A 14,055-nucleotide genomic window follows, 5' to 3' on the forward strand; every position below is an offset into this window, starting at 1 on the left:
CTCAGGAAACCGTGACCTCGACGGCCCCGGTGGTGTCCATCTCGTCGGACATTCGGTTGGCTTCTTGAACGAGCACCTGGACGATCTCGTTCTCCGGAACGGTACGGATGACCTCGCCGTGCTTAAAGATCTTGCCCTTTCCATTACCGGCAGCCACGCCTAGATCAGCCTCGCGGCCCTCCCCAAGCCCGTTGACGACGCAGCCCATGACGGCGACGCGCAACGGGGCGTCTATCCCTTCGAGGGCATCGGTTACGTCATTAGCCAGCGAAAGAACGTCCACCTGGCAACGTCCGCACGACGGGCAGGAGACAATCTCCAGACCTCGAGGACGCAGGTTGACAGACTCTAGAATCTTGATACCAACCTTGACCTCCTCGACCGGATCAGCCGACAGGGATACGCGGATGGTGTCGCCGATACCCTCGGCAAGGAGGTGCCCGAAGGCCACCGCCGACTTGATAGTGCCTTGAAAAGCCGGACCAGCCTCAGTAACGCCCAGGTGAAGGGGATAATCGCACTTGGCGGCCAGCTGTTCGTAGGCACGGATCATGACGACCGGATCATGGTGTTTCACCGAGATTTTGAAATCCCGGAACCCATACTGCTCGAAGAGGCTGGCCTCCCACAGCGCCGACTCCACCATGGCCTCGGCGGTCGGGGCTCCGTACTTGTCGAGCAGACGCTTGTCGAGAGAGCCAGCATTCACGCCGATGCGGATGCTCGTGCCGTGCTCGGTGGCAGCCTTGCAGATCGATTCAATCTGGTCGTCGAACTTGCGGATATTGCCGGGGTTGACACGCACCGCGCCACAACCGGCCTCAATCGCTTGGAAGACATACTTCGGCTGGAAGTGGATGTCGGCGATCACCGGGATCTGGGACTGTTGGGCGATGATCGGTAACGCCTCGGCGTCCTTATCGGTTGGGCATGCGACGCGCACGATGTCACAACCTGCAGCGGTCAAGGCGGCGATCTGCTGCAGGGTGGCACCAACGTCGTGGGTTTTGGTGGTTGTCATGGACTGCACTGAGATGGGTGCGTCACCACCGACGAGCACATCTCCCACCTTGATCTGGTGCGTCTTGCGACGTGGCGCCAGGGTCGGAACGGGAGGGGTAGGCATACCCAGGTTCACGGTCATTGACGTGTCACTCCTGAAATCGCGGATTCTCGTCTCCATTGTGTCACCACCGTCGCCGCCGTGGTGACGCTGACAGCGAGCACTCCCATCGTCGACCCGGTCGTCGGGCCCGTCAGTTACGGCGCTGAGCTGGGCGGCGAGGACCCTCCAGACCACGCCAGGCACCCTTGAGCATTCTCCTTTGACGAATTTGTTCAGCCCTCGACCGGAAATGGCACATCGTCGAAGAAGGCCAATTCCAAGTCCACTGCCGCGTTCCAGAATCGAGTAAGTTCCTCAATATGTTCTTGAGCTGAAGTACGTTCAAGCTCATTAACCAAGAACTGCACCCAGGCACGGAATTCCTCACCCCGATGCAGATCCACCCAGCCTAGGAATTTGTTGGGTAAATCAGCTTCTGGTTCCGGGGCCTGAATACGAGACGCCCAGTCAAGGTACAGACCTTCCGCCACCACCAACAGCACCAACACCGTGGGATAGTGGTGGGTCTCAACAGCCTCACGCATGAGGTTCTCGAAGGAGCGGGTGGGTTCTGACAGCTGCGGATGGGTACGGTCAGCTTGGGATACTCCAAGTTCATCAAAAGTAGCCTCAAACCAGCCTGATTCCTCACTGCATATCATGCCTAGCTGACGCCCGAAAACGAGTTTCGCGTTCACAGCATCGGCACGCACGAGGGCCTCGCCTAACAATTCGAGGAAGGGAACGAAGAACTGGTTGTCCTGAATAATATAGTGAGCCAGTTGAGCATCGCCGAGTTCACCAGCGAACAGCTCGTTGACAAATCGGTGGTTGATCGCCGTGGTCCAGGCTTCGCGGCGTCCGGCAGCAAGCCGGGTAACACATCCACTCGGGGCCACAGTGATGCCTGCAGTAGCAAGCGGGGCAGACGAAGATGGGGTGAAACCATTCATAGCCCCATCGTGACACTGACGCGGCGCATGCGAACCATCGATGGGCAAGACAACACCACCGGAAGCCCAGTGGTCTTCCCTGGGGCCGCCACTACCCGGCGCTCGTCAGGGGGTCGCCGACGGTGAGCGGTAATTGACAACTAATTGACAGGTATAAGGCTGGGTCAGAAAATTTTCACCGGCGATACGACATCTGCAACGACGAGGACCAGCCCCATAACAAGCATGAGCACCCCAATTGTCCACGCCACCGGCAGCATCATTGCGGTGTCCGCCGAACCCGGATCGGGCCTTCTGGAAAGTTTAAACAGGCCCCGCTTAGCTGCCTCATAAATGGCACCGGCGATATGTCCACCGTCCATGGGCAGCAGTGGCACGACGTTGAACCAGAACAAGAAGAGATTGAGGCCACCCAACAGACTTGCCCCGGTGGCAATCTTGTCGCCTAAGGTCAGCTGGGAACTGCCGGCGACATCCCCAGCCACCCGAGAAGCCCCGACGATGCTCATCGGGCTGTTGGCGTCACGGGCCTTACCAGTCGCCAGATCGGAGGCAACGTTCCAGGTCAGGACCGGGAGTCTGGCCAACGCGCTTAGCGACTGTTTCGACATCGTCCACATCTGGGAGACGGTATCGCCCGGCCCAGAATGGACGACGACCATTGTCGGGCTGACACCGAGGTAACCCGCTTCGACTGTGCGACCCGGATTATTGAGGTCAGGCACCTCGGTGAGGAGGGTGTGCGTGGGCGTGAGGCTGACGGAAACACCGTTGCGTTCCACCCCCAGACGCGCCTCGCCGTCACCATTGCCACGGATGAACTCCTGAAGTTGCGACCACGAATCCACCTGTCGACCATTAAAAGAGACAATGCGATCCCCCGCTCGCAAACCCGCCTCGGCAGCCGGTGCGCGGCGGTCCTTCTGGGTACACGGGCCGCTGGCCTGGGCGGACTGGACACACGGTGTGACTGCGGCGACCGTCGTCGTCTGGGCTGCTCGTCCGTGAATACCAAAAACCGCCCAGAACAGCAGGAAAGCCAGCAGCAGATTGGTAAGAATCCCACCGCTCATGATGATGAGACGCTGCCACACCGGCTTGTCACTGAACAGTCGACCCCGGTCGGCGTCAGTAATGTCCTCAGCTTCGCCAGCACGCGCCTCATCAGCGAGTTTGGTAAGCCGATTGCTGTGTCGGTGGTGGACTTTGGCGGGGTACATCCCGATGAGGCGCACATAGCCGCCCAGCGGGATCCACTTAAACCCGTACTCAGTTTCACCGCGCGTAAACGACCAGATCCTCGGCCCGAACCCGGCGAAGAACTCAGTGACCTTTACCCCGAAGATTTTCGCCGGGATGAAGTGGCCGCACTCGTGAAGCAGCACCGAGAGGATGATGAGGCCGAAGAAGACGATTCCTGCCAGCACCTCGACCACAAGTGTCACCGGCGAATCCCCTCAGCACACAGCTCAGCAGCGCGACGGCGGCCCCATGCGTCAGCAGCCATCACGGCATCGAGAGTGAGGGCCTCGTCACCGACGTGTCGAGCACCGGGGAGGTCACTCTCCTCACCGGAGAGGTGCTCGTCAAGGACCGCAGCAATAGTGTCGGTGATGTCGAGGAAGCCAATATGTCCGGCACAGAAGGCATCGACACAGGACTCGTTGGCCGCATTGAACACGGCCGGCGCGGTACCCGCAGCGTGGCCGGCACGTCGGGCCAGTTCGACGGCTCCGAAGGTCTCGTTGTCGAGGGGCTCGAAGGTCCACTGGGTAGCCGTCGACCAGTCGCAGCCGGCGGCCGCGTCCGGAAGGCGATCTGGCCAGGACAGTCCCAGGGCTATCGGCAACTTCATGTCGGGCGGCGACGCCTGAGCAATGGTGGCGCCATCCCAGAACTCCACCATTGAGTGGACGATGGATTGAGGATGGACGACGACGGTGATGTCGTCGAGATCAACGTCATAGAGTAGGGCCGCCTCGAGCAGCTCCAGGCCCTTATTGACCAGAGTCGACGAGTTAATGGTGATGACCCGGCCCATATTCCAGGTGGGGTGCTTCATGGCGTCGGCAGCGCTGACGTCGACCAAGGAGGCACGGTCGCGACCGCGGAAAGGTCCACCGGATGCGGTCAAGATGAGGCGACGCACCTCGTTGCGCCCGCCTCCTCGCAGACACTGAGCGAAAGCAGAGTGCTCGGAATCCACGGCAACGATTTGCCCAGGAGCAGCGGCCTCAGTGACCAGACGCCCGCCGACAACCAAGGACTCTTTGTTGGCCAGAGCGAGGGTAGTGCCGGCAGCCAGTGTGGCGAGGGTGGGACGCAGTCCGGCAGCCCCGGTGATGGCGTTGCAGACGACATCGGCGGGCATAGCTGCGAGCTCTGTCGAGGCATCCGCACCGGTAAGAATTCGAGGATTGGGCACGGCAAGGCCGCGTGATCCAGCCTGCACAGTCAAAGCTCGCTGCAACTCCTCAGTAGCATCCTCGCGCGCAATAGCTACGGCGGGGATGGAAAAATCGAGAATCTGCTGAGCCAGTAAGCCAACATCCGAACCACCTGCCGATATACCAGCGACCTCAAATTTGTCACGACGTGACGAAATGACTTCTAAGGTTTGCGTTCCGATCGAGCCGGTGGAGCCGAGAATGATGACCTTCTTCACTCTGCCAGTCTGTCACGGCGTTACCACAATGGTCGAGGTCCACGGCTCTGTTCTTCGGTGCCCCCAGCACTGGTCAGCGGTCTTACAGTGGGAACCATGACTGACGGTGTTCTCGACCTCGCTGCAGACGTCCTCGAGCAAGCCGGAGCTCACCCTCACCGGCTCGTCGTGCGCCAGCACGGTCAGGTTGTCGGTCGACGGCGGTGGGCTCCGTGGAGCCCCGACGTTGCGAGTCTCGTCTACTCCTGCTCGAAGACATTCACCTCAGCTGCCGTTGGCATCGCCGTGGAGCGGGGAGCCTTCGGATACGACGACACCTTGGCCCAGCTGTGGCCGCAAGCCTGCACTGCCAACACCGGACCAATAGCAAGATCCATTACGGTTCGCAATGCCCTGTCTATGTCGACCGGTCACTCCGCGGAGCAGCTCCTGGAACCAACATTGGCGTCCCGCCGTCCGCCTGATCTCAACACCGCCCAGACCCTGCTAGCGACCGAGCCGGATGGTCGCCCTGGGGTCGACTTCGCCTACAACAATCTGGCTACCTGGATGCTGTCGCGGATTGTTGCCCGGCACACCGGCGAGGATGTCGATACCATCATCAGCAAGGAAGTTCTCACCCCGATCGGGGCAGGGGCACACACCTGGGTTCGTGACGCCGATGGCATCCCGCTGGGGTTCTCAGGGCTGCACATTGACGCCGAGGATCTCTCTGTGTTTGGCCAGCTTCTCCTCGATGAGGGGGTGCATGACGGCACCCGTCTGTTACCCGAGGAATGGATCGCACAGCACCGTGTCCGCCAGGTCGACTGCGCCCACGACACCAGTCCGGAATGGGAAATGGGGTACGGCTGGCAGACGTGGATGTCAAGCCATGGGTACCGTCTGGACGGGGCCTTCGGCCAGTACGTCCTCATCATCCCCGAGGTTGACGCCGTCATCGTCATGACTAACGACGCCAATGAAGATCCTGACGACAAGCAAGCCATTCTCCAAGCGGTGTGGGACCATCTACTGCCTGCTTTAGCCGATGGGTTCCAGCCACAACCCGAGGAAGTAGTGCGCACCCTGCCCACCGTGCCTGGAGTATTCGACTCGACAAGGTCGGTGCAGGGAATCGCCTCTGATGGCTCACACATCGTTGTGTCCCCACACCGGGCGAGCCGGAACTGGACGATATCGTGGCGCAGCCCGGGGACCTTCAGCCATACCACCGACGAAACCCTCGAAATCGCCGTGGGCCACGAAGAGTGGCGGGCCTCCCACTGTCAAGTCGGTGACGATGCCATCGACATCGCGGCCAGCGGCGGGTGGCAAGGCGAGACCTTCGTGGCAAGACTATGCGTCGTCTCGACGCCTCACACCCTCACCTTGCGGATGGCACCGGAAGCCACAACAACCGAGTGGGACAACGAACCGCTCAACCCTGGTGGCTTGCTAGCCCTGGTGTACCCGGAGCCGCGACGATGAACACCAACCATATCGAGATCGAGACACTCGACCAATTGCGTGTAGCTGCTCCCGATCTCGCCGGTCAGGTGGTCCAGGGAGTCGACCTCACCGGGTGCAGCAACCTCCTTCGTCACTGCGATGTGTCCACGACGATCTTCCTTGGCTGCTCGACCTCTGCCCGGCTTGCAGCCTGGTTGCGCGCCCGGGGCGCCCTCATCTTCCCGGCTATCCCCGGCGTCCCGTTCGACCCCTACCACCCGGGCGCCTACACGGCGGAGGAACTGTACAACGACATCGGCGAGGGGTACCACGTCACCTTGGACGCTGCCGTCGACAGGTGGCGCCGCGGCCTAGCCACCCCACCAGAGTTGCGCGACACCCTCGCCACCACCTTGCATGACGGCGCCATGACCGACGCCCTGGACGACCTGCTGGCTGGAACCGATCCGACCATGACAGTGGGGGTCATGGGAGGCCACTGTGTCACCCGCGATTCCGACGATTATCGGCTGGCAGCCGACCTCGGTGCCGCCCTGGCTGGTTCCGGTTATCTCGTCACAACCGGCGGCGGCCCGGGAGCGATGGAGGCGACCAATCTGGGAGCGGCTTGCCCAGCCGACCTGCTCAAGGAGTCCCTCGACCGATTGAGGAAAGTCGTCGGGACTGCCAACGTCACCGCATGGGTGCAGGCTGGCCTCGACGTCGTCTCGTCATGGCCACAAGGCCCGGCCCACCGCACCATCGGCATCCCGACGTGGTTCTACGGTCACGAGCCGCCGAATGTCTTTGCCACCAGCATCATTAAGTACTTCTCGAATGCGCTGCGCGAAGATATTCTCCTCAACCGTTGCCGAGGCGGGATCATTTACCTACCCGGCCAAGCGGGCACCGTCCAGGAAGTCTTCCAGGCTCTCACCGGAAACTACTACGCCACCGACGAAGACGAGGTGACCCCGCTCATCATGTTTGGCAGTCACTACTGGAGCCAGACCCTACCGGCCTGGCCGCTACTGCACAGCATGTCACGGGACCACCCCCACCACATCTGCCTCGTCGACACCGTCGAGCAGGCAGTAGCGGCACTCAGACGACGCCCATCGCGATGACGGCGTCGGCCACTTTGGTAAACCCGGCGATATTGGCGCCCATGACGTAATCGCCCGGGTGACCGTACTCTTCGGCGGTCTCTATGCAACGGTCGTGGATGTCGGCCATGATCTGCTGCAGTCTGGCCTCAGTCGCGTCGAAGTCCCAGGAGTCGCGCGCGGCATTCTGCTGCATCTCGAGAGCCGAGGTGGCGACGCCACCGGCATTAGATGCCTTGCCTGGGGCAACGATGACACCGGCGTGCTGGAAGGAATGCACCGCCTCAGGGGTGCAGGGCATATTGGCGCCTTCGGCGACAGCAACCACACCGTTGCGGATGAGAGTGGCGGCAGCCTGTCCATTGAGCTCGTTCTGGGTGGCACAGGGCACAGCGACGTCGACCGGCACCTCCCAGATTGATCCGTCAGAGTGGAACGTAGCCGAGTCGCGTCGGTCGGCGTATTCGCTGATGCGACCCCGCTCGACCTCCTTGATCTGCTTGAGCAGGGCCACGTCAATGCCCTTCTCGTCAACGACGTAACCGCTGGAATCTGAACACGCAACGACGGTGGCTCCGAGGTCCTGGGCCTTCTCAATCGCGTAAATGGCGACGTTGCCAGATCCAGAGACGGTAACTCGCAGGCCGTCTAAAGACTTACCGTTGGTCGCCAGCATCCGCTGCACGAAGAAGATCGTGCCATATCCGGTAGCTTCAGTGCGCACTAGGGATCCGCCCCAGGTAAGTCCCTTGCCGGTAAGCACGCCGGACTCATGACGGTTCGTGACGCGCTTGTATTGGCCGAACAGGAATCCGATCTCGCGGCTGCCCACGCCAATATCGCCCGCTGGCACGTCGGTGTGTTCACCGAGGTGACGGTAGAGCTCGGTCATGAAGGACTGGCAGAATCGCATGACCTCACCCTCGGATGCGTCATGGGGGTCGAAGTCCGACCCACCCTTAGCGCCACCAATTGGCATACCGGTGAGGGCATTCTTGAAGATCTGTTCAAAGCCCAGGAACTTAATCGTTCCTAAGTACACCGAAGGGTGGAATCGCAAACCGCCTTTATATGGTCCCAGCACCGACGAGTATTCCACTCGGAAGCCACGATTGATACGCACCCTACCCTCGTCGTCAACCCACGGGACCCGGAAAATGATCTGGCGTTCCGGTTCGCAGATACGCGACAACACGGCCGCCTCTACGTACTGCGGATTCTTGTCGAGCACCGGGCCGAGAGAGTCGAAGATCTCCCGCACAGCCTGGTGAAACTCGGCCTCTCCTGGGTTGCGGCGCAGCACCGCCTCGTATGCATTTTCAAGTTGACTATCCATACCGTGACTCCCCTGATGTACTTGGACGATTGTGATACTCGGGCCACACCGGGACTATCACCGGGGCCGCCGCTTACCTTTAACTTCCCAGCCCCTCCGATCGTCCCACAGCCGCCAACTGGCCACAGGCACCGTCGATTTCAGAGCCTCGGGTATCGCGCACCGTCACCGGGATTTTCCAGCGCTCAAGTGTTTGGACGAAGGCGTCCTGGTCCTCGCAGCGCGAAGCCGTCCAGCGGGAACCCGGCGTCGGATTGAGAGGGATGAGATTGACGTGAGCCCAGGTCCAATCACCCCGACGACGGATCTGACGGGCCAGCACTGCAGCACGATCGGCCTGGTCATTGATGTCTTTCATGAGGGCGTACTCGATGGAGACGCGACGCTTAGTCTTTTCGGCATAGCGCCAGGCGGCATCGAGCAACTCATCGACTTTCCAGCGCCGGTTAACCGGGATGAGCTCGTCACGCAGCTCGTCGTCAGGGGCATGCAGCGAGACAGCGAGGGTCACCGGGATCCCCTCCTCGGTCAGGGCTTTGATACGCGGCACCAGGCCAACCGTCGAGACGGTGAGGGCTCGGGCGCTCATCCCGACCCCGTCTGGACCGTCAGCGGTCAGGGTACGGATAGCAGTGAGCACCGAACGGTAATTGGCCATCGGCTCGCCCATGCCCATAAAGACAATGTTATGGACGCGCCCAGATGCTCCGGGAACCTTGCCCGCCGCAATGAGGCGATTGGCCGCCAAAACCTGGCTGACGATTTCGGCAGTGGACATATTGCGCTGAATGCCGCCCTGACCAGTGGCACAAAATGGGCAGGCCATACCGCACCCGGCCTGTGAGGACAAGCACAAGGTGGTGCGCGCCGCGGAGTGACGAGTGGCTGGATAGTACATGAGCACCGACTCGACTAGCGCTCCCCCATGCAGCCGCCACAGGTTCTTGACGGTTGTGCCGCGATCGCAAGACTGCTGGGAAACCTCGGTCAACAAGACCGGAAACCACGCGTCGGCGATCTCCTGACGGGCCGCCTTGGGTAGGTCAGTCCATTGAGTCGGGTCTACCTCCCACCGCTCAAAGACGTGGGCGGAAATCTGCCGGGCACGAAAGGCCGGCAGACCGAGATCCTTGACGGCCTGCACTCTTTCCTCGACGCTCAGATCGATCCAGTGACGAGGAGGCTTCGCACGACTCGGGGTATTCACGACGACCGGCATCTCCTTGCCCGGCTCAGCGAGCGGCATGGAGGGCAAGGCGAGGCCTGACGTGCTGACGGGATTTCCAGTCGATGACATCACGCCCCCATTATCCCCACCCGACCACACAAGTCGACGCTTACTAGGTACGGTACAGCGGCGTCATCTCGGCGAGCAGCTCTGCACCAGCTCGTAGCAGGCCGGATCACCAGGCAGGAGGAAGTGGAATCCCTCAAGAAAGATGATCATGACGAGGTTCGCCACCACAATGAGCGCAAACAGCCACATGATGACGGCGGATACGGCGTGGGTCTTGACGCCACGAGGGGTAAGCCACGGGGCGAAAACCATCATGACGCCACAAAACGCTATAACGATAGCAAAGGTGATGAAGGCCCACGTGTAGGTGCTTAGCCCGAAGGCTTTGGAACCATATCCGGGATCCCCTGGCTGAATATGCAACAGGATATGACGTGCTGATTCCGCTGCGCCGAGGATCGCCGAGAGGATCGACACACCATAGCCCAAGCAAAACTCCGCCATCGTGACGGACCCGCGCCGGGTACGCACAATGATGTAAAGCGGCCCGAGACACGCAAGCATCATCGAATATCTCTGAAGCATGCACAGCGGGCATGGGTATTCATGCAACCCGAATTGCACAATAAATCCACCCGCCAGCACCCCAATGTAGGCCAGCAGGAAGAGGTTCGCTCCCCAGAAGCCCACGCTTGGCAATATCCGCCGTACTCCAGTCGGGATTCGCTCCGCATCCGACAGCGTCTCGCCGTCGACTCTAGTGTCGTCGTTCCTCACCATGACAGCCCCAGATTACTCGTCGCATGTAACGACAACAGAACCACGCAAAAACCCGCGATAATCATGACGGACACAATGAATATCGACTTCCTGATACCACGCAGTATCATTGTCAATACCAACGCAGCAATGAGGACCATAATAGTGATGTCCATCTGCGCCCCTATCTATACTTAATAGTTACGACTCAGAAGAATTATATCATTGGATCTTAGCGACGCTCACGATGGCGGTACCGCCACAACCACGATCACAGCACAAGAGACATGACGAGCCAGGCAAAGGGCGCCGAAAACAGCATCGAGTCGAGGCGGTCCATGACCCCGCCATGACCAGGCAGGAAATTCGACATGTCCTTGATACCGGCGTCACGCTTAATCATCGACTCGACAAGATCTCCCGCAGTGCCAGTGCAGGCTAGGACGACCCCAAGAACAATCCCAGCCCACCACGGCGCCGATAGCAGTCCCCCCAAACAGGCCCATCCGACGAGAGCTGCGGTCAGGACGGACCCAGCAAAACCCTCCCAGCTCTTTTTAGGGCTAATACGCGGGGCCATCTTGTGCTTGCCGAACAGCACCCCGACAGCGTATCCACCGGTGTCAGAGGCCACGACGCTGAGGATCCAGGTAGCGATGCGGCGGCTACCGCCCTCATCGCCCATCATGAGGGGAACAAAGCAGCCAAGCAATGGCAAGTAGGCGATAGTGAAAAGACTGGCAGCGACGTCTTTGACGAAACCATCCGAACCGCGTGGCAGCCGCCATGCCATAGCGGCAACTGTCGTCGCTCCTAACGTCGCCACTAGGAAGGTATTGGGCAGGATGTGAAGCTTTAGGGTCGAAGCCGCATATGCCCCGATAACCATAACTCCGGTGCCGACGCAGATAGGCACCACCGCTGAGTTCATTCCCAGGCGAGCCGTCGCCCGGTGAAGCTCGATGGCTCCGGCCATGAGAGCCAAGGTCATCAGCAAAACGAACCCCCAGTGCCACCACCCGACGGTGCCGATGACGGCACCACACAGCACTACACCCGTGGTGATGGCAGCAGGAAGATCACGGCCGGCACGTGAGGTCCGTGCGGCCGCGATCTTCTCCTGGGGCTCGCCCACCGTGAATCTGATCAGATCTCGAGGAGTTCGCTCTCCTTGGATTTCAGCAATTCGTCAATCTGCTCAACATATTTGCGGGTGACCTGGTCTAGCTCTTTCTCCAACCGAGTCATCTCGTCCTCAGAGATCTCTTTGTCCTTCTCCTGTTTCTTGACAACGTCATTGCTGGCGCGACGAATGTTGCGGACGGCGATACGCCCTTCCTCAGCCTTAGTCTTGGCCATCTTGATGTACTCTTTGCGGCGCTCCTCAGTCAAAGCTGGGAGGACGCAACGCACCACATTGCCATCGTTAGAAGGGTTGACCCCTAGGTCGGAATCCCGAATAGTCTTCTCGACGTCGTTGACACAGCTCTTATCGAATGGCGCGATAAGGACCGTGCGAGCCTCCGGAACCTGGAAGCTGGCAAGCTGCTGCAACGGGGTGGGAGTGCCGTAGTACTCGATCATAAGTTTATTAAACATGGCGGGATTAGCGCGCCCGGTGCGAATAGCCGCGAACTCCTCGCGGGCATGGTCGACCGCTGACCCCATCTTCTTCTCGGCGTCCTTGATGATGTCGCTCACTGTGTTGTCCTTCCTTGGTATGTCTCGATGGTTCAGCGATGGACGGTAGTGCCGATGTCCTCACCATTGATGACGCGGCCAATATTGCCTGGCATCTCGAGGTTAAAGAAGACCATCGTCAGGTCATTATCCCTGGCCATAGCGACAGCAGTGGCGTCGGCGACCTTGAGATCACGCGACAGGAACTCATCGTAGGTCAGTTCATCAAACTTGTAGGCGTTCGGATTGGTTTTGGGGTCACTGTCGTAGACGCCATCAACACCCTGCTTACCCATGAGGAGCGCATCAGCCCCGATCTCCAAGGCTCGCTGCGCGGCGACGGTATCCGTGGAGAAGTACGGCATTCCGGACCCGGCACCAAAAATGACGACGCGTCCCTTCTCCATATGACGCTCGGCCTTGCGCGGAATGTAGGGCTCGGCCACCTGGCCCATCGTGATGGCAGTCTGGACACGAGTATCGACGCCAGCCTTTTCGCAGAAGTCCTGCAGGGCAAGGCAATTCATGACGGTGCCGAGCATGCCCATGTAGTCGGCACGGTCACGCTGCATGCCGTGCTGCTGAAGCTCGGCCCCGCGGAAAAAGTTTCCCCCACCAACGACGACGGCTACCTGGACACCGCTATTGGCGATCTCAGCGATCTCGCGGGCCTTGGCGGACACGACATCGGCGTCAACACCGACTCCTCCCCCTCCGAAAACCTCTCCGGACAACTTGAGAAGGACTCGGTTATAGCGCTCTGGCATCATCTCTCCTGGTCGGCGGACATTGACGCGGGGTGCGTCACCCTAGCTTAGCCCGACGACGGCTACCGCCGCAGTTCGCCATGTCCGCGACTGGCATTCCTCTCAGAAAACGACGAATGGCCCCACCATGTTCGGTAGGACCATTCGTGGCCAAAATCTCGTCATCATCCCCGATCGGGGACGAGATCACTCTCCGGCGGAAAAGCGGACGAAACGCTTGATGGTGACGCCAGCGGCCTCAAGGGTCTGAGCGACGGTCTTCTTGTCATCGGCGATGGCAGGCTGATCGAGCAGGCAGTTCTCCTTAAAGAATCCGCCCAGGCGACCCTCAACGATGCGGTCGATGATCTTCTCAGGCTTGCCCTCTTCGCGGGCGATGTCAGCGGCAACGGTGCGCTCGTGCTCGACGACGTCGGCGGGGACCTCGTCACGAGACAGCCAGCGCGGACTCATGGCCGCGATCTGCAGGCAGACGCCGTGGACAGCCTCAGAATTGTCACCCTCATACTCGACCATGACGCCGACCTGCGGGGGCAGGTCCTGGGAACGACGGTGTAGGTAGACGTGTGCGTCACCGTCGAAGTGAGCGGCGTTAGCGAGCTCAATCTTCTCACCGATCTTGGCAGCAAGCTCACCAAGCTTGTCACCAACGGTCGTCCCATCAGCTAGGGCGGCGGCGTTAGCAGCATCCTTGGAGTCAGCCCCGGCCTTGTCAACGGCCTCGGCGATCTCGTTAGCGGCGGCGATGAACTCCTCGTTTTTAGCGACGAAGTCGGTCTCAGAGCCAATGTGCACCAGGGAGGAGCCAGCGGCAGCAACCAGGCCGTTGCTGGCCTCACGATCGGAGCGCTTAGCAGCCTTAGCAGCGCCGGAAACACGCAGGATGTCAACGGCCTTATCGAAGTCGCCATCGGCCTCCGTGAGGGCCTTCTTAGCGTCCATCATGCCGGCGCCGGTGGCGTCGCGCAGCTTCTTGACCTCAGCAGCAGTAATAGCCATAGATATCTCAGTCCTGT

At 60.4% G+C, this 14,055-nt stretch carries 13 protein-coding genes; 2 read left to right on the top strand and 11 right to left on the bottom strand.

Features of this window, described 5'->3' with window-relative positions; translation table 11 throughout:
- Position 1: 1 nt before the first annotated feature.
- The 4 genes from ispG to dxr all read right to left on the bottom strand — a co-directional run bounded on the left by ispG (position 2) and on the right by dxr (position 4,723).
- Positions 2-1,183 carry a flavodoxin-dependent (E)-4-hydroxy-3-methylbut-2-enyl-diphosphate synthase gene (ispG, locus tag A5483_RS07190; protein ID WP_176607836.1) on the bottom strand — a complete coding sequence of 394 codons (1,182 nt, stop codon included), beginning with the start codon at positions 1,181-1,183 and terminating at the stop codon, positions 2-4.
- A gap of 155 nt (positions 1,184-1,338) precedes the next feature.
- Positions 1,339-2,058, bottom strand: coding sequence for a TenA family protein (locus A5483_RS07195; protein ID WP_063811393.1), 720 nt, complete (start codon positions 2,056-2,058; stop codon positions 1,339-1,341).
- A gap of 164 nt (positions 2,059-2,222) precedes the next feature.
- A complete protein-coding gene (locus A5483_RS07200; RefSeq protein WP_063811394.1) occupies positions 2,223-3,503 on the bottom strand; it encodes a M50 family metallopeptidase in 1,281 nt (426 codons plus the stop codon).
- Positions 3,500-4,723, bottom strand: coding sequence for a 1-deoxy-D-xylulose-5-phosphate reductoisomerase (dxr, locus tag A5483_RS07205; protein ID WP_063811395.1), 1,224 nt, complete (start codon positions 4,721-4,723; stop codon positions 3,500-3,502). Before dxr ends, A5483_RS07200 begins: the two co-directional genes overlap by 4 nt.
- 96 nt (positions 4,724-4,819) lie before the next feature.
- On the opposite strand from dxr, the gene A5483_RS07210 reads away from it, so the two are divergent.
- Both A5483_RS07210 and A5483_RS07215 read left to right on the top strand, forming a co-directional pair.
- Entirely contained in the window at positions 4,820-6,193 is a 1,374-nt protein-coding gene (locus tag A5483_RS07210; RefSeq protein ID WP_063811396.1) for a serine hydrolase domain-containing protein, read from the top strand.
- The gene (locus A5483_RS07215) at positions 6,190-7,281 is read left to right on the top strand and encodes an LOG family protein (protein WP_002548261.1); all 1,092 of its coding nucleotides are present in this window, start codon (positions 6,190-6,192) and stop codon (positions 7,279-7,281) included. Before A5483_RS07210 ends, A5483_RS07215 begins: the two co-directional genes overlap by 4 nt.
- Here A5483_RS07215 and gdhA read toward each other — a convergent pair.
- The 7 genes from gdhA to tsf form a co-directional block, all read right to left on the bottom strand.
- The gene (gene gdhA, locus A5483_RS07220; protein ID WP_063811397.1) at positions 7,259-8,596 is read right to left on the bottom strand and encodes an NADP-specific glutamate dehydrogenase; all 1,338 of its coding nucleotides are present in this window, start codon (positions 8,594-8,596) and stop codon (positions 7,259-7,261) included. The genes A5483_RS07215 and gdhA overlap by 23 nt on opposite strands.
- Before the next feature lie 79 nt (positions 8,597-8,675).
- Positions 8,676-9,893 (bottom strand): dual-specificity RNA methyltransferase RlmN, encoded by a 1,218-nt coding sequence (rlmN, locus tag A5483_RS07225; RefSeq protein ID WP_063811398.1) that lies wholly within the window; start codon positions 9,891-9,893, stop codon positions 8,676-8,678.
- Positions 9,894-9,956: 63 nt separating this feature from the next.
- Positions 9,957-10,613: a disulfide bond formation protein B gene (locus A5483_RS07230; RefSeq protein WP_063811399.1), complete on the bottom strand. Its 657-nt coding sequence runs from the start codon at positions 10,611-10,613 to the stop codon at positions 9,957-9,959.
- Between the two features lie 250 nt (positions 10,614-10,863).
- Positions 10,864-11,727, bottom strand: coding sequence for a phosphatidate cytidylyltransferase (locus tag A5483_RS07240; RefSeq protein WP_002548304.1), 864 nt, complete (start codon positions 11,725-11,727; stop codon positions 10,864-10,866).
- An 11-nt stretch (positions 11,728-11,738) separates the two neighbouring features.
- A complete protein-coding gene (frr, locus tag A5483_RS07245; RefSeq protein ID WP_063811401.1) occupies positions 11,739-12,293 on the bottom strand; it encodes a ribosome recycling factor in 555 nt (184 codons plus the stop codon).
- A gap of 32 nt (positions 12,294-12,325) precedes the next feature.
- Positions 12,326-13,042: a UMP kinase gene (gene pyrH / locus A5483_RS07250; RefSeq protein WP_042842505.1), complete on the bottom strand. Its 717-nt coding sequence runs from the start codon at positions 13,040-13,042 to the stop codon at positions 12,326-12,328.
- Between the two features lie 183 nt (positions 13,043-13,225).
- The gene (tsf, locus tag A5483_RS07255) at positions 13,226-14,038 is read right to left on the bottom strand and encodes a translation elongation factor Ts (protein WP_002548357.1); all 813 of its coding nucleotides are present in this window, start codon (positions 14,036-14,038) and stop codon (positions 13,226-13,228) included.
- Between the last annotated feature and the right edge of the window lie 17 nt (positions 14,039-14,055).

This window comes from Cutibacterium namnetense, from assembly GCF_001642025.1.
GTDB classification, from domain to species: domain Bacteria; phylum Actinomycetota; class Actinomycetes; order Propionibacteriales; family Propionibacteriaceae; genus Cutibacterium; species Cutibacterium namnetense.